The sequence below is a fragment of the Novosphingobium acidiphilum DSM 19966 genome (assembly GCF_000429005.1).
GTDB lineage: Bacteria > Pseudomonadota > Alphaproteobacteria > Sphingomonadales > Sphingomonadaceae > Novosphingobium > Novosphingobium acidiphilum.
Genome location: NZ_AUBA01000026.1, coordinates 23646 through 40335, shown reverse-complemented (window position 1 = coordinate 40335; position 16690 = coordinate 23646). Strand labels below are relative to the sequence as shown.

Here is a 16690-nt window from a genome sequence, read left to right as displayed (position 1 = left end):
GAGCGCTGGCACCAGACCTTGAAAAATCGCATCCTGCTGGAAAACTACTTCCTGCCAGGCGACCTTGAACTCCAGATCGAGGCCTTCATCGAGCACTACAATCACCAGCGCTACCACGAGAGCCTGAAAAACGTCACGCCCGCTGATGCCTACTTCGGCGGGGCGCCAGCCATCATCAAGCAGCGCGAAACCATCAAGCGACAGACCATCGAACATCGACGCTTGCAACACCGCAAGCTCGCCGCCTAAAACCAAACCCCAGACGAGGCCCGCTCTCCGTTAATTTACGCCGCCTGATGTGCCAAATGTTCTGACGACGGACAGCAAAGACTTCGGACGCGGGCATGCCCTTCAGGAACAGGCCTTCGGTCACGATCAGGAAATGTTTGGCCGGGTTTGCTTCGGCCAGCACTTGCAGAAACGGCGGAATATTGTCGATCGGCGCGGCATAGCCCGACAGCAGGAACACCGGCACCGTCAGCGCAAACATGCCCAGAAATGCCTGCTGCTGCGTGTTGGCGACAACCGAGACCAGCATGCCGATCCCCGCCACGGCCAGCAGGAAAACGAGCAGCGCGGGATAAAACAGCCACAGCGATCCCGTGAACGGCACGCCGAAAGCCAGCGGATTGACCACCAGGTACAGCGTGGCATTGGCCATTCCGATCAGCACCGGGGGTACCATCTTGCCCGCCAGAATTTCCCACACGCGAAACGGCGACACCATCAGCTGGTCATAGGTTCCCAGTTCCTTTTCGCGCGCCACCGATTGCGACACGACCGAGGTGGCCGACACCAGCGAGATCACCACCACCAGCGATGGGATGGTGAACCACAGATAATCGAGATTGGGGTTGAACCAGGCGGTTACGTTCGCACTGCCGGGCGGGGGCGGCGGGCGGGCCAGATGGATATCGGCCGACACACCGGACACGATCCGGTCGATATATCCGCCCACGATCTGCGCCGCGTTCGATTTGCGCCCGTCGAACACGGTGCCAACGGTGGCGCCGCGTCGCGCGCTGACATCGGCGGAAAAATGCGGATCGAAGCGCAAGGCGGCAATCACCTGCTGCGTGTCGATTGCGCGGGCCAGCGCCGCTTCGGAATCGAGCCGCACGATCCGCTGCACTGTCGGGCTTCCGGCCAGCCGCTGGACGATCTCGTGGCTCCATTGCCCGCCATCGCGGTCGAGCACGCCGATCGTCACATGCTTGACCTCCATGGTCGAGGCATAGCCGAACACGACAAGCTGGATCAGCGGCGGCAGGATCAGCGAAATGCGCGCACGCGGATCGCGCAGCACCGCCCACAGCTCTTTGACGATGATCGCCGCCAGTCGCGGCCCCAACAGGGCTGCGATCATGCGATCCTCCGCCGCGTGGCGCGCACGGTCAGGATGAAGAAAAGCGTGCCAAACCCGAGCAGTGCTGCGATATTGGGCAAAAACAACGACCAGTCATCGCCCGCGACAAACACCGTCTGCAGCTGCGGGATCAGATAGCGCGATGGCACAAGGTACGTGATCGCCTGGATCGGTTTGGGCATCGAACTGATTTCGAACAGAAATCCCGACAGGAGCATGGTCGGCAAAAACGCCGAGAGCAGCGCCACCTGGCTGGCAACGAACTGGTTCCTGGTTGCCGCCGAAATCAGCAGGCCCTGGCCCAGCGCGGGAAACAGGAACGCGCTCGAAATGGCCAGCAGCGCCAGCGGACTGCCGCGGAACGGCACGCCGAACACGGTAATCGCCAGCACCGTGCACAAGGTCATCGAACACAGCCCAAGCAGGAAGTAGGGCACCACTTTGGTGGCGATGAATTCGCCCATGCCGACCGGCGTTGCCATGACCGCCTCCAGCGTGCCGCGTTCCCATTCGCGCGCGACTACCAGCGCGGTCAGCAGCGTGCCGACCATCGTCATGACCACCGCGATCGCACCGGGCACCAGCGTATAGCGGCTCTTCAATTCCGGATTGAACCAGTATCGCGCATCGGTCTGGATCGGCGGAGGCACGGCGGTGCGTTGATCGCCGGCGCGCGCCGCTGCCCAGGCCATGCGCACGCCTTCCGCATAGGCACCGATGAAGCTGGCCGAATTGGGCAGCGATCCGTCGGTCAGCACCTGGATATCGCCGCCGCCATGGGCCACCTGGCGGCCAAACCCGTCGGGGATGACGATGATCCCGCGGATACGCCCCGCCACCAGATCGTCGGACAGCTGGCCGACCGCGCCGGTCTTGCGCACATCGAACCAGGCCGAACTTTGATAACTGCCCGCCAGGCTGCGCGCCGCTTCGCTGTTGTCCTGCAGGGCCAGTCCGATATTGCCGCGCGCAGTGTCAAGATTGACGCCATAGCCAAACAGGAACAGCAACAGCATCGGCAACACGAACGCGATCAGAAAGGTCGACGGATCACGCGCGATCTGCAGGCTTTCCTTGACCAGCATCGCGCGAAACCGGCGGGGTTCGAACAGCCGGCTCATGCCGCTTCCCGCTGCAGGTCCGATGCCTCGATCAGGGCAATGAACGCGTCTTCCATCGTGGCATCGGCCTTGCCCGCCATGGCCTTCAATTCGTCGGGGGTGCCGGTGGCAATCTGACGCGCGCGATAGATCAGCGTGGCGCGGTCGCAGTATTCGGCTTCGTCCATGAAATGGGTGGTTACCAGAACGGTCACGCCCTTTTCCACCATGCCATTGATATGGTTCCAGAATTCGCGACGCACCAACGGATCGACCCCCGATGTCGGCTCGTCCAGAAACAGCACCGGTGGCTGATGCAGCACCGCGCAGGCCAAAGCCAGCCGCTGTTTGAAGCCCAGCGGCATCGTCCCGGCGTTGACTTTCAAATAGCGGTCCAGGTGAAAGATCGCGATCGCCCGATCGATTGCATCGCGCGCCGCACCCCCGTGCAGGCCATACGTCCCGGCAAAGAAATTCAGGTTCTGCTGCACCGACAGATCGCCATAGAGCGAAAATTTCTGCGCCATATAACCGAGCGACTGCCGCGCATCGGCCTTGGCCTTGCGCAAGTCGAACCCGGCCACCGACCCGTTGCCTTCGCTGGGGGTCAAAAGCCCGCACAGCATCTTGAACGTGGTCGATTTGCCCGCACCGTTGGGGCCCAGCAGGCCGAATATCTGCCCGCGCGGCACGTTGAAACTGACATGATCGGCCGCAGTGAAATCGCCAAACCGGCGTGTCAGCCGGTCGGCATCGATGGCGGGGGCATCGGTTTGCGGGATCTGGCGATAGTGATCGGCCAGTTGCGACGATCCCGACGGGCCGCCCCCCAGAAGGTCGATGAACGCGTCTTCGAACCGGGGCCGTGCCGGTACCAGCGTGGCCCCGGGTGCCAGGCCCAGCGCAACGGCGGTTGGCACCGGCGTATCGGCCCGGATCATCAGCCGCAGCGCATCGCCCTGCACCGTGCCGTCGATCACGGCCGGATTGTCCAGCGCGTGGCGCAAGGTCACCCGCCGGCCGGCGCCGGGCACGCCAACCCGGAACACCCTGTCGCGGATCGTGTCGGTCAGGTCCTGCGGGGGGCCATCGTACAACGCCCGGCCCTCGTTCAGCAGCGTGACCGTGTCGCACTTTTCCGCCTCGTCGAGATAGGCGGTGGACCACAGCACGCCGATGCCGTCGCTGGCCAGATCCTTGACCATGGCCCACAGTTCGCGCCGCGACACCGGGTCGACCCCGACGCCGGGTTCATCGAGCAGCAGCAGGTGCGGGGCGCGCACCATGGCGCAGGCCAGGCCCAGCTTCTGCTTCATCCCGCCCGACAACTGGCCCGCCAATCGCGCGGTAAACCGGCGCAGATCGGTGAAATCGAGCAGCCGGTCGAAGCTCGCCCGGCGTTCGGCCGCGGGCAATCCGCGCAGATCGGCATACAGCGCCAGGTTTTCGATCACCGTCAGGTCTTCATAGAGGCCAAAGCGCTGCGGCATGTATCCGATCATCGCGCGGTCGGTGTCGGTTGCCGGGCGCCCGAACACCGTGGCGCTGCCCCGATCGGGGTCGATCAGGCCGGCCAGGATGCGGATCAGGGTGGTTTTGCCCGCTCCATCGGGACCGACCAGTCCGGTCATCCGGCCCGGCTCGATCCGCATCGACACCGCATCCAGCGCAGGGACAGACTGCCCGGCAAACCGCTTGGTCAGCGCGGCAACGCTGGCGACCGGGTCGGTCATGTCAGCGCCGCGCCGCAGGGCGCGCGCCGGGCACCGCAATGGTCACCGGCGCGCCCTGGCGCAACGCGTCGTCGGGGTCGGTGACAATCACGCGCACGCGATAGACCAGATCGGCGCGCAACGCCTCGGTCTGTACGGTCTTGGGGGTGAATTCGGCGGTGGGGGCGATCGCGCCGATGGTGCCGTGATACGCCTTGTCGTTGCCGTCGGCGTGCACGATCACCGCCATGCCGGGCGATACGCGGGCCAGATCGGGCTCGGGAATATAGGCGCGTACGCGCATCGGCCGGTCGATCGTTAGCGTCAGCACGGTTTCGCCGGGCTGGACAATCGCGCCCGGTTCGCGCGCGCGGGTCAGGATCGTGCCGCCGTTGGGCGCGCGCAAGACCGTGTCGCCAAGGTCGGTCCTGGCCTTGGCGGCTTGTGCCACGGCCTGCTGCCGGGTGGCATCGGCCGAGGCGATGTCTTCGCGGCGGGACCCGGCCTTTTGCAGCGACAGTGCCTGTGCCGCGGCATCGACCTGGGCCTGGGCGGAACGGTACCGCGCCGCAGTGCTGTCGAACAGCGCCTGGCTGACCGCGCCGGTCTTCACCAACCCGGCGCGGCGGTCGTAATCGTCTTTGGCTGTGGCCAGGCTGGCCTGGGCATCGGCCAGCCTGGCCTGCGCCTGGGCGATGTCCTGCGGGCGATTGCCGCGGCGGCGTTTGTCCAGCTCGGCCCCGGCGACGGCAATCTGCGCCTCTGCGGCGGTCAGCTGGTCGCGCAGGGGGGCGGGATCGAGTGTGGCCAGAACCGTGCCTGCCGCAACGTGGGCGCCTTCGTCGAATGCGATCGCAGCGATCAGCCCCGATACGCGAAACCCCAGATCGACCTGCCGGATATCGACATTGCCGTGCATCGTCAGGCCGCCTGCGTCGCGGGGGGCAAACAGGCCGAACCCGCGCGTGGCGATCCCTGCCACCAGCAGCGCAGCCAGCGCCACGAAGCCCACGATGCGACGGCGGTTCATGCGGTCTCTCCGGTCTGGATATGGTCGAGAATGGCATTGAGATTGGCACGGATGGCGCCGGCGATCATGCCGACGGGTTCGCCCGTGATCTGCGACCAGCCCATGCCGGTCATCACGGTGGCGCGCGCCACGCGAAACACCAGCACCTGGCCGACCAGCGTGATCGCGCGCACCCGCGCTTCATCGCTGCTCAGGCGGTTGCCCGACACGCGCGCCAGCAGCGCCGCCATCCGGTCGAGCACCTGGCCCATCACGCCGTTGTAAAGGTGGCTGAACGCCGCAGTCGGATCGGCCTGTTCGCGCACGATAAAGCGCGCCATCGCCTCGGTTTCGTTGCGCACCATCACGGCCAGCATGCCCTCGATCATGGCGTGAATCGCGGCGCACGCGTCGGCAATGCTGCCGTCATCGCCGCACAGCGCGCTGGCGCGATCGAGCGTCGGAGCGATATGCGCGTGCAAAGTCGTGGCGATATGGCCTGCGGTGGCAAGGTAGAGCCCTTCCTTGCCGCCGAAATGATAGGTGATCGACGACATCAGCGTTTCGGCATCGCGCGCAATCGCACGCGTGCTGGCACCTTCAAGCCCCAGCCGGCCAAAGTGGTCGATCGCCACATCGAGCAGGCGCGAATCGGTTGATGCGGTCCCCATCGCGCAGGATTAATTCATTCGAATGAACGAAACAAGGTGCCGCATCGTTCGGGCAGCAAAGCAATGCCGCGGGCTCAGGCGATCCGCCGGCTGGCCAGGTGAACGCGCGCCATGATCAGCACTTCGGCGATCAGTCGCTCGCGTTGTGCCCAGGGGAAATAGGGCTTGCTGATCAGCAGCGATGTCAGGCCGTGCACCAGCGCCCAGATGGTCTGTGCAATCACCGGCCCTTCGCCATCATCGCCGCCCCGGATCGTTGCGATCGTATCGCGCAACGAGGCAAAGGCGCGCAATCCCGCGGCCAGGCCCGGATCGGTGGTTTCCAGATCAAAGGTCATGCCCTGTGGCGGCTGCATCTGGCGCGTGGGCATGAACGCGATGCGGTACATGTCGGGGTGTTCCAGCCCGAATTCGATGTAGGCCCGGCCGAGCGCGTCAAGCCTGTCCCATGGATCGGTGACAGCGGCGGCCATCGCTTCAAACCGGGTGTGCAGCACATCGAACGCGCGCACGCACAGTTCATCCGCAATCGCGTCGGCCGTGGCAAAATGGGCATAGAGCGATGGCTGCGATATGCCCACCGCCTGGGCAATCTGCCGCGTGGTCACGCTGCCTGCGCCGCGTTCGCCGAACAGGCGCAGCGCTACGTCCAGGATCTGTTCGCGACGCTCTCCGGTGCGAGCGCGTCTGATGGGCTCGTTCATGCGGCGGGTTTCGCGCAGATCGCCGGCGGCGTCAACCAATCGATGATAGGTATCGCTTGAAGACCTATCGTCGATAGCCTATCATCGATAGACTCACTGCGCTGGGGGACAGCACGCCATGACCGATCGCCGCCTGATTGCCTTTGTCGTCATTGCTGCCGCCGGGGCAGGCGCGCTGGGTCTGGCGCTGGCAAAGCCGCAGGCCGAAGCTGCCGCCCCCGCGCCGCTGGCGGTGCGCGCGATCACGGTCGCGGCTGCGGATGGTGTGCCGCCTGCGGGGCAGCGCTTTGCCGCGACGCTCCATTACGACCGCGAAGCAGATCTGTCGTTCCGGGTGCCGGGACGATTGACCCGAATGGGGTTGCAACCCGGCGACCGGATCGCCGCGGGCACCGTGGTGGCTGCGATCGAACCCGATGCCTTTGCCGCGGCCGAGGCGATGCATGCCGCCGGCGCCGCGCGCGACCAGCGCGATGCCGCGCGCATCGCCAGCCTGGTGGGCGATGGTGCAACCAGCCCGGCCGCCGCGGAGGCGGCGCGCGACGCGGCGCGGGCCAGCGCGGCGGGCCTGGCCGGGGCGCGCTATGACCTTGCCTCGACCCGGCTGCGCGCGCCGTTTGCCGGGCTGGTGCTGGCGCGCCGCGCCGAACAGGGTGAAACCGTCAATGCCGGGCAGGCGGTGGTGCGCGTGGCCGACCGCTCATCGCCGCAGATCGCGATCGCCGATGTTCCGGCCCCTGTTGCCGCGCATTTGCAACAGGGGCAGATGGCGCAAGTCTGGTGTGGCGATGCCATGGCCCCGATCGTTGCACACGTCTGGCGCATCGCCGGCAGCGCCGATGCGCACAGCGGGCTGGTGGCGGTCAAAGTCCGGCTCGATGCCCCGATCGCGCTGGCCAGCGGTACCCCTGCGGCGGTGGACTTTGCCCGATCCGGTCTGCCGCAGGCGCAGCAGCGCGTGCCCGCCGAGGCGCTGATCGATGCCGGGACCGCGGGTGCCAGCCTGTGGCTGATCGATCGAGGTGGCCATGCGCGGCGGCAACAGGTGCGATTTTTCGGATTTGATGATCGCGATGCGCTGGTGGCCGGTCTGCCCGTGGGTGCGCGGGTGATCACGGCCGGGGCCGGCTTCGTTGGCGAAGGCCAGCTGGTCGCGGTGATCGGGGCATGAGCCGGATCATCGCCTTTGCGGTCAATCGCTGGCAGTTTTCGCTGCTCGCAACAATTCTGATCGCGGCGCTGGGCGTGCTGACCTTTGTCCGGATGCCGCAGACCGAAGACCCGCAGCTGAACTTTCCGCTGTATATTGTCACCGCCGTCCTGCCCGGGGCCAATCCGCGCGATATCGAAGCGCAAGTGGCCAAGCCGCTGGAGGATGCGCTGGCCGGCCTTGATGGGTTGCGCGAAATCAGCTCGACCAGCAGCGACGGGGTGGTGGTCATCCGTGCCGAATATGTCTGGGGCACCGACACCGACCGCAAATACGACGAAGTCGTGCGCGAAGTGAACGGATTGCGCAGCCGCCTGCCCGCGGGGATAACCCGGCTCGATATCGACAGGGCAAGGCCCAACAATGTGCCCATCGTGCAGATCGCGCTGAGCAGCGATATCCTGCCGATGCGCGCACTCGACAAATCGGCGCGCGATCTGCGCGACCGGTTCGCGCGGCTGCCCGGTATTCGCCTGGCCGAGGTGCACGGGGTGCCGCAGAACGAACTGGCCGTATCGCTGGATACGACGCGGCTGGCAGCGATCGGCCTGGCGCCGGGTGCGGTGGTCGATGCGTTGCGCGCGGCCGGGATCGATACCCCGATCGGATCGGTCAATGCCGGCGATCGGCGGTTCAATCTGCGCTATGCGGGCGATTACCCCGATGCCGCCGCGGTGGCGGCCGTGCCCCTGCCCACGCCGTCGGGCAGGATGCTGACCGTGGGCGATGTTGCGCAGGTGCACTGGACCACCGCAGAACCCACCCACGTCGTGCGGTATAACGGGCACCGCGCGGTGCTGGTGACCGCATCGCAGGGCGATCGGCAGGATATCGGCGTGCTGACCGCGCGGCTGCACGCCGCGACCGAGGCTTTTGCCCGCACCTTGCCAGGCAGCGTGCGCATGGCGACGGGGTTTGAACAGGCGACCAATGTGCAGCACCGCATGCACCAGCTGGCGCGCGATTTCCTGCTGGCCTTCGTGATTGTCGGGATCACGTTGCTGCCGCTTGGCTGGCGCGCGGCAGGCGTGGTGATGATTGCCATTCCGGTGTCGCTGCTGATTGGCGTGCTGGTGCTGGCTTTGGCCGGGTACAATCTCAACCAGCTGTCGGTGGCAGGGTTTGTGCTGTCGCTGGGGCTGCTGGTCGATGATGCGATCGTGGTGATCGAAAATGTGTCGCGCTGGTTGCGTTCGGGTGCCAGCCGCACCCATGCCGCGATTGCCGGCACCGGGCAGATCGCGCTGGCGGTGCTGGGCTGTACCGCGTGCCTGATGTTTGCCTTTCTGCCGCTGATCGCGTTGCCCGAAGGGTCGGGCGAATTCATCCGGTCGCTGCCGGTGGCGGTGCTGGGCACGGTCGGTGGGTCGCTGATCGTGGCGTTGACGCTGATCCCGTTCATCGCCAGCCGCCTGCTGCCGCGCGATGCCGATCCCGAGGGCAACCGCCTGCTGCGTGGCCTGCACACCGCGATCGAACGCCTCTACAGCCCTTTGCTGCACCGCGCGCTCGACCGGCCCTGGCCCGCGCTGGGGCTGATCGCGCTGGTGGCACTGCTGGCGGTGCCGCTGACTGCCGCGATTGGCAGCAGCCTGTTTCCCCCTGCCGACCTGCCACAATTCATGGTGCGCATCGAAATGCCGCGCGGCACCGCGCTCAGCGCCACCGATCGCGTGGTGCACACGGTGGCCGCGCGGCTGGCGCGCGAACCATCGGTGGCCTGGACCATCGAAAACGCCGGGCGGGGCAATCCGCAGCTGTACTACAACAACCCCGCCTCTGCCGAAGACCCCGCGCTTGGCGAAGTGGCGGCTGCGTTTCATCGCTGGGACGCGGCGCATTCGCCCGCCGTGCTGGCCGGATTGCGCGCCGATTTTGCGCGCATTCCCGGCGCACGGATCAAAGTGATCGAATTCGTGCAGGGTCCGCAGATCGAGGCGCCTGTCGCGTTGCGCATTGTCGGCCCCGATATTGCGGTGCTGACGCGCCTGGCCGATGCCGGTGAAAACGCGCTGCGCGGCGTGCCGTCGTTGCGCGACGTGGCCAATCCGCTGCGCGCACGGCGCACCGATCTGCAACTCGCGGTGGACGAAGACCGTGCCCGCGCGCTGGCGGTGGCACCCGGCGCGGTGCGCCAGGCGGTGCAACTGGCCATCGGCGGCGCGTCACCCGCAATCGTGCGCGACGGCGATGGCGATCAATATCCGGTGACCGTGCGGCTGCCGATGGCGGGGCGGCACGAGATCGGCGCGCTTGACCGGATCTTTGTGCCAACCATGACCGGGGGCAGCGTGCCGCTGTCGGCGCTGGCGCAGACCGCGCTCGACAGCGGACCAGGCGCAATCGAGCGACACCAGCGCGAACGTGCGGTCACGCTTACCGCCTATGTCGCCAAGGGCGTGCTGGTCGCACGCGCCACCAGCGACGCGGTGGCACAGTTGAACACGGCGGTGCCATTGCCGCCGGGATACCATCTGGAAGTGGCCGGAGAAGCGGAAAGCTCTGCCCGCAGCTTTGGCGGCCTGCTGCCCGCGATCGTCGTGGCAACGGTCGGCATCCTGGCGGTGCTGGTGCTGGAATTCGGCAGTTTCCGCAATGTGCTGGCGGTCGCGACGGTGATCCCGCTGGGCTTTTTCGGTGCGGTGCTGGCGCTGTGGCTGACCGGCAACAGCCTGTCGTTCACCGCTGCGGTGGGCATGATTGCGCTGGTCGGGATCGAGATCAAGAATTCGATCCTGCTGGTCGATTTTACCGAACAGCTGCGCGCCGATGGCATGCCGGTGCGCGCGGCAGTCGAACGCGCGGGCGAAACCCGCTTTCTGCCGGTGTTGCTGACCTCGATCACGGCTGTCGGCGGGCTGCTGCCGCTGGCGATCGAGGGCAGCGGCCTCTATGCGCCGATGGCGATCACGATGATCGGCGGGCTGGTCACATCGACGCTGCTCGCACGGATTGCCACGCCCGCGCTTTATCTGTTGCTGGCCGGCAAAACCCCCGACCAACCCGCTTTGCCGCAAGGAGTGCCGGCATGATCCGCCGTATCACCGCAGCGCTGGTCCCGCTGCTGCTGGGCGCCTGCGCGATGGCCGGGCCCTACAATGCCCCCAATGTGCCACTGGCCCCGGCATGGCATGCGGCCAATACCGAGACGCGCCCGGCCGATCCGCAATGGTGGCACGACTTCGCCGATCCGCAGCTTGACGCGCTGATCACCGCGGGCCTTGCCGGCAACACCGATATCGCGATGGCGCTGGCACGCTTGGACCAGGCGCGCAGCGCCGCGTGCGCGGCGCATGCTGCCCTGCTGCCGCAGGGGCAGGCGCAAGGCACGCTGGCACGCCAGCGGCAATCGATCGACAGCGGGCTGGGCCGGCTGGTGCCGTATGTGCCCGGTCTGTCGCGGGTGCAGAACCAGGGCGATGCGGGGCTTTCGGTCAATTGGGACATCGATTTTGCCGGGGGCATTGCGGCACAGGGTCGTGCCGCGCAGGCCGACGCGGTGTCTGCACGCGCCGCGCTCGAGGCGGCGCGGCTGGCCACGGCCGCAGAAATTGCCGATGCCTATCTGGCCTGGCGCAGCGCGCGCGCCGATCGGGCGCTGTTGCTGCAGCAACGTGATCTGATCGCGCGGGGCGCGCAGATTGCCATGGCCCGGGTTGCACGCGGTGACGGCGCACGGCGCGATGCCGATGAAGCGCGGGTGACGCTGGCGGCGATCGATGCGGTCTTGCCCGATACGCAAACCGCAATTGGCACCGCGCGCAACCGCCTTGCCATACTGACCGGGCGGCCGGCCGGATCCGACCTGCCCGGGCTTGATACCGTGGCGGCGGATGCACCCATGCCGGTGGCGCGCGCACCGGCGGCAGGCGCGCCTGCCGATCTGTTGCGTCACCGTCCCGACCTTGTGGTGGCCGAGGCGCGCTTGCGCGCCAGCCATGCACGGATCGGCGCGGCGCTGGCCGAATACTGGCCCAAATTCAGCCTGGCGGGCCTGTTCGGGTTTTCCAGCAACGATCTGTCGCTGCTGGGCGGCAATTCGGCCAATGTGATCACCGGTGCGGTCGGATTGCGCTGGCGGCTGTTCGATTTCGGCCGGGTCGATGCCGAAGTCGCCGGCGCGCGCGGCGCCGAGCGCGAGGCTTTGGCCGCCTATCGCGGCAGCGTGCTTGACGCAGGCGGCGACGTCGAAAACGCATTCCTGGTGCTGGATGGGGCGCAACACGCGCTGGCGGCACGCCGCGCGGCCGATGCGGCAGAGGCGGGGCTGCTTGACCAGGTGCGGGCCAGCCTGCGCGCCGGGCAATCGAGCGAGGCCGACCTGGTTGCGGCGCGAAGCCGCCGGATCACGTCGCAACGCGCGCTCTTGGCCGCGCAGAACGCGCTCGCGGCCGCGCTGGTGCGCTGTCATCGTGCGCTAGGTGGCTGACGCCCGCTGCAGCCTGTCGAACCCGGTGGGGGTCACATCGGTGCCGAACCGCCAGGCCGACGCGGTGATCCCGCCACGCAGATCGTCTTGCGAATAAATGCAGGTGGCCGGATCGTCGCCCGCGGCCCCCACTGCAACCATCAGCGGGATCAGGTGATCTTCGCGCGGATGGGCAATGCGTGCGGCGGGCGCCTGATCCCATGCCTCCAGTGCGGCGACACGTGCGGCCGGGTCGGGATTGGTCAGCGCCTGGCGCAGCCATGCGTCGAACGCGGCCGAGGGCACGGCGGCGCGCGGATCGAACATGCGCAGATTGTGCCACGACAAGCCCGAACCCACGATCACCACGCCGGTATCGCGCAACGGCGCGAGCGCACGGCCCAGCGCAATATGCGCGGCCGGGTCATAGCCCTGGCGCAGCGACAGGCTGACCACCGGCACATCGGCGTCGGGGTAGATCGGCTGCATCATCGAAAATGTGCCATGATCGAACCCGCGTGCCGGATCGGTGCCGATGGCAATGCCCGCCGCAGCACCCAGTGCCACAACCTGCGCGGCAAGTTCGGGCGATCCGGGTGCGGGATAGGAAATGTGATAGGTATGTTCGGGAAAGCCGGAATAGTCATAGACCATGCCCGGGCGCGATGCGCCCGACACGGTAAATCCGGCCTCTTCCCAATGGCCCGATACGGCCAGCACAGCGCGCGGGGCCTCGGGCAGTTGCGCGGGCAACGCCCTGAGCGATGCCTCAAGCCAGTCGAAACCGCGGCGAAATTCGCCGTCCAGCCAGGGCCAGGGGCCGCCGCCGTGCGACAGGAAAAAGGTGGGCTGGCGTCGGGTCATGCGGGCAGTCTAGCGCAGCGGGCCGATCTGCGTCAGGTGGAAAGTTCTGCATGGCGATGTTCGGGAATTTGGAACAGTTGCCGGTCTGCGGAGCCGGGCATTGCCAATTGGTCATGCGGTGATCATCGCGGGTTCGGGTGCAGCGCCATAGGGCGTATCATGGCGATGGTCAGTCTGTCGGCAGGGCAGCGGGACGGTCCCTTCGTTGTGATGCCAACCCGGCTGTCCATCGTCACCCGGACAGTGCTATAGGCAGGCGACATCAAACCGGGGACATCCGTGCAACGTCCGATTTTCTTTGATCCCACCGGCCGTCGTCGCCGTTGGACGCGCCGTGCCGCCTTTGCCGCGATCGCGGTTCTGATCATCACGGCGCTGGCCTTTGCCACCACGGTCGCCACGGTTCCATCGTCACAACCGTTGAAGCTGGGCTTTGAACGCCCCCAGCCCCTGCCTTTGCGCACCCAGGTCGGCCGGCTGTCGCGCAGCTTGTCCGCCTTGTTCGGGCGGCGCGGGGTGGCGCCTGCACACCAGGCGCAAAATCTGACGATCGGGTTCTATTCGCCGTTCGGTGAAGGCGCGGTCGACAGCTTGAAGCATCAGGCGGGACAGCTTGACTGGGTGGCGCCCACCCTGATGACGCTTGATCATCAGGGCAATTTCATCGCCACCGATGACACGCGCATGCGTCGCGTGCTGGCGGGGCAGATTCGTCGCCCGCTGGTCGTCGATGTCGTGCAGAATATCGCCAACGGCGCGTGGGATGGCGCCGGCACGACCCGCGCGCTGGCCAATCCGGCGCGCCGCGCCACGATTGAACGCAGCATCGACGACGCGCTTGACGCCAACGGCGATGCCGGGGTGATGATCGATTTCGAAAGCATGCCCGCCAACGGGGTTGGCCTGGTGCGCCAGTTCATCGGCGAACTGCATGCGCGCCTGGCCCCCAAGCACAAGCTGGTCACGGTAACGCTGCCGATCGATGACGAGGCCTGGAACACCCGCGCCTTTGCCGCCGTGGCCGACAAGATCGTGCTGATGGCCTATGACGAACATTACATGACCGGTCCGGCAGGCCCGATCGCGTCGAACAACTGGTTTGTCAGCCATCTTGGCGATGCATTGAAGGGCGTTCCTGCCAACAAGGTCATCGTCGCACTGGGCAGCTATGGCTATGACTGGCATGGCGGCGATGCCGATCCGGTGACGGTGGAAGAAGCCTGGATGTCGGCGCTCGATTCAGGCACCCGGCCCACGTGGGACAAAGCCAGCGGCAACGCAGGCTTTGCCTTTGACGATGACAACGATGCCAATCCGGCCACCCCCGGCATTCGCCACGATGTGTGGATCATCGACGCGGCGACCAGCTGGAACCAGATGCAGGTGCTGGGCAAGTTCGGAATCGGATCGGTCGCGGTATGGCGGCTGGGTTCCGAAGACCCGGGTTTCTGGACTGCGCTGTCCACCTGGCGGCAGGGCGGCAAGGCGCGCCCCAACCTTGGTCCGTTGCGCGAAATGACCAATGTCGACATCGAGGGCAATGGCGAAATCCTGCGCGTCGATTCGGTGCCGCAATCGGGCAACCGATCGCTCGCCTACGATCCGCATTCGTCGCTGATCGTCGATGAAAACTACGACCAGCTGCCCACGCCGTATGTGGTGCGGCGGACCGGCAACCGGCCCAAACAGATTGCGCTGACCTTCGATGATGGGCCCGACCCGCGCTATTCCCCCCAGATCCTGTCGATCCTCGAGCGGTACCGGGTGCCCGGCACATTCTTTGTGATCGGCGAAAACGGGGTGGAAAACCGCGGTATTCTCGAACGTATCCTGGCCGACGGGTCGGAAATCGGCAACCACAGCTATACCCATCCGAACATGGCCGATGTCAGCGATACAGGTATCCGGCTGGAACTGAACACCACGCAGCGCCTGATCGAGGCCTATACCGGGCGTTCGACCCGGCTGTTCCGTGCGCCCTATTTCGGGGATGCCGAGCCGACCACGCCCGACGAACTGGGCCCGGCGCTGATTGCCCAGCAACAGGGCTATACCGTGGTCGGGCTGCATGGCGATCCGGGCGACTGGCAGAAACGCACCGCCGATGACATTTTCCAGCGCACGATTGCCGCGGTCGAAGGGGCAACATCCGATCGCACGGTCAATGTCGTGCTGTTGCACGATGGCGGCGGCGACCGCAGCCAGACGGTGCTGGCGCTGCCGCGCATCATCGAGAAACTGCGCGCCGATGGCTATACCTTTGTGCCGGCATCGCAACTGGCCGGGCTTGATCGCGATGCGGTGATGCCCAAGGTCGAGGGCTGGGATCTGGTCGCAGTGCGGCTGGATGTGGGTATCTTCGTGCTGCTGGCCGGGCTGTTGTCGGGGCTCAAATGGATGTTTTTCTTTGCCATTGCGCTCGGCGTGATCCGGGCGGTGGGCATGACGGCGCTGGCGCTGTTTGCGGGCCGCGACGATGACATGCAGCCGCCGCTCGATGCGCCCGACGGGCCGTGGCGCCCGCTCGTGTCGGTGATCATCCCGGCCTATAACGAGGAACGCGTGATCGAAAGCTCGGTGCACCGGATCCTGGCCAGCAACTATCACCCGATGGAGGTGATCGTGGCGGACGACGGATCAAAGGACCGCACCAGTGAAATCGTCACTGCCGCGTTCGGCGATGAACCGCGCGTGCGGCTGATGACGATGGTCAATGGCGGCAAGGCCAATGCACTCAATCGCGCGCTGGCGGCCGCCAGCGGCGAAATCGTCGTGGCGCTGGATGCCGATACGCAGTTCGAACCCGAAACCATTGCGCGGCTGGTACGCTGGTTCAGCGACGAGGATATCGGCGCGGTGGCGGGCAATGCCAAAGTGGGCAACCGGGTCAATCTGGTCACCCGCTGGCAGGCCGTCGAATATGTCACCGCGCAGAATATCGAACGCCGTGCGTTGACCCGGTTCGATGCGATCATGGTCGTGCCCGGCGCAGTCGGCGCATGGCGGCGAAGCGCGCTGGAAGAAGTCGGCGGCTATCCCGAAGACACCCTGGCCGAAGACCAGGACCTGACCATCGCGATCCAGCGCAAGGGCTGGAAAGTGGCCTACGACGAAAACGCAGTCGCCTGGACCGAAGCGCCAGAGACATTGCGCGCGCTGGGCAAGCAGCGGTTCCGCTGGGCCTATGGCACGTTGCAATGCCTGTGGAAGCATCGCGGGATCATTCCCGACCGCACCCCCTCGGGCCTGGCGTTTGTCGGCATGCCGCAGGCGTGGATGTTCCAGATCGTTTTCGCGATGATTTCGCCGCTGATCGATCTGGCGCTGGCCATTTCGATCGTCGGCACCGGGGTGCGCATCGCGCAGCATGGCTGGGCCCAGACCCAGACCGATGTGCTGCGCATGCTGGTCTACTGGATCGGGTTCACCACGGTCGATCTGGCCTGCGGCTGGATCGCCTATCGGCTGGACGTGCGCGAAAAAACGTTTCCGGGGATCCTGTTGCTGACCCAACGCTTCGTCTATCGCCAGCTGATGTATGGCGTGGTGATCCGTGCAGTGGGCGCGGCGCTGTCGGGCCTGGGTATCGGTTGGGGCAAGCTGGAACGCACCGGGCGGGTGAACACGCAGGCCCCGATCGGCTGAC

The 16690-nt window shown here is 66.3% G+C and carries 12 protein-coding genes; 5 read left to right on the top strand and 7 right to left on the bottom strand.

Going from position 1 to position 16690, the window contains the following annotated elements; all coding sequences use genetic code 11:
- Nucleotides 1-249, top strand: a 249-nt coding sequence (locus tag G404_RS20210; protein WP_156906353.1) for an integrase core domain-containing protein, incomplete at its 5' end; no start/stop codon positions are given.
- Here G404_RS20210 and G404_RS19560 read toward each other — a convergent pair.
- The 6 genes from G404_RS19560 to G404_RS0116555 all read right to left on the bottom strand — a co-directional run bounded on the left by G404_RS19560 (nt 194) and on the right by G404_RS0116555 (nt 6562).
- Nucleotides 194-1366: an ABC transporter permease gene (locus G404_RS19560; protein ID WP_051280901.1), complete on the bottom strand. Its 1173-nt coding sequence runs from the start codon at nt 1364-1366 to the stop codon at nt 194-196. The genes G404_RS20210 and G404_RS19560 overlap by 56 nt on opposite strands.
- Nucleotides 1363-2487, bottom strand: coding sequence for an ABC transporter permease (locus G404_RS0116575; RefSeq protein ID WP_028642058.1), 1125 nt, complete (start codon nt 2485-2487; stop codon nt 1363-1365). Before G404_RS0116575 ends, G404_RS19560 begins: the two co-directional genes overlap by 4 nt.
- Nucleotides 2484-4199 (bottom strand): ATP-binding cassette domain-containing protein, encoded by a 1716-nt coding sequence (locus G404_RS0116570; protein ID WP_028642057.1) that lies wholly within the window; start codon nt 4197-4199, stop codon nt 2484-2486. Before G404_RS0116570 ends, G404_RS0116575 begins: the two co-directional genes overlap by 4 nt.
- Before the next feature lies 1 nt (nt 4200).
- Complete coding sequence (locus G404_RS0116565) at nt 4201-5208, bottom strand: HlyD family secretion protein (RefSeq protein ID WP_028642056.1); 1008 nt, start codon at nt 5206-5208, stop codon at nt 4201-4203.
- The gene (locus G404_RS0116560; protein WP_028642055.1) at nt 5205-5858 is read right to left on the bottom strand and encodes a CerR family C-terminal domain-containing protein; all 654 of its coding nucleotides are present in this window, start codon (nt 5856-5858) and stop codon (nt 5205-5207) included. Before G404_RS0116560 ends, G404_RS0116565 begins: the two co-directional genes overlap by 4 nt.
- A 74-nt stretch (nt 5859-5932) precedes the next feature.
- On the bottom strand, nt 5933-6562 hold the full coding sequence (locus G404_RS0116555; protein ID WP_028642054.1) for a TetR/AcrR family transcriptional regulator: 630 nt from the start codon (nt 6560-6562) through the stop codon (nt 5933-5935).
- Nucleotides 6563-6680: 118 nt separating this feature from the next.
- Between G404_RS0116555 and G404_RS19555 the strand changes: the two genes are divergently transcribed.
- The 3 genes from G404_RS19555 to G404_RS0116540 are packed head-to-tail and all read left to right on the top strand — an operon-like array spanning nt 6681 to nt 12201.
- The gene (locus tag G404_RS19555; protein WP_051280899.1) at nt 6681-7733 is read left to right on the top strand and encodes an efflux RND transporter periplasmic adaptor subunit; all 1053 of its coding nucleotides are present in this window, start codon (nt 6681-6683) and stop codon (nt 7731-7733) included.
- Nucleotides 7730-10804, top strand: a complete 3075-nt coding sequence (locus tag G404_RS0116545; protein ID WP_028642053.1) for an efflux RND transporter permease subunit — start codon at nt 7730-7732, stop codon at nt 10802-10804. Before G404_RS19555 ends, G404_RS0116545 begins: the two co-directional genes overlap by 4 nt.
- Entirely contained in the window at nt 10801-12201 is a 1401-nt protein-coding gene (locus G404_RS0116540) for an efflux transporter outer membrane subunit (protein ID WP_028642052.1), read from the top strand. Before G404_RS0116545 ends, G404_RS0116540 begins: the two co-directional genes overlap by 4 nt.
- On the opposite strand, the gene G404_RS19550 is transcribed toward G404_RS0116540, so the two are convergent.
- On the bottom strand, nt 12190-13044 hold the full coding sequence (locus tag G404_RS19550; protein ID WP_051280898.1) for a DODA-type extradiol aromatic ring-opening family dioxygenase: 855 nt from the start codon (nt 13042-13044) through the stop codon (nt 12190-12192). The genes G404_RS0116540 and G404_RS19550 overlap by 12 nt on opposite strands.
- A gap of 279 nt (nt 13045-13323) precedes the next feature.
- On the opposite strand from G404_RS19550, the gene G404_RS0116530 reads away from it, so the two are divergent.
- Complete coding sequence (locus G404_RS0116530) at nt 13324-16689, top strand: trifunctional glycoside hydrolase family 18/polysaccharide deacetylase/glycosyltransferase family 2 protein (RefSeq protein WP_028642051.1); 3366 nt, start codon at nt 13324-13326, stop codon at nt 16687-16689.
- Nucleotide 16690 lies beyond the last annotated feature (1 nt).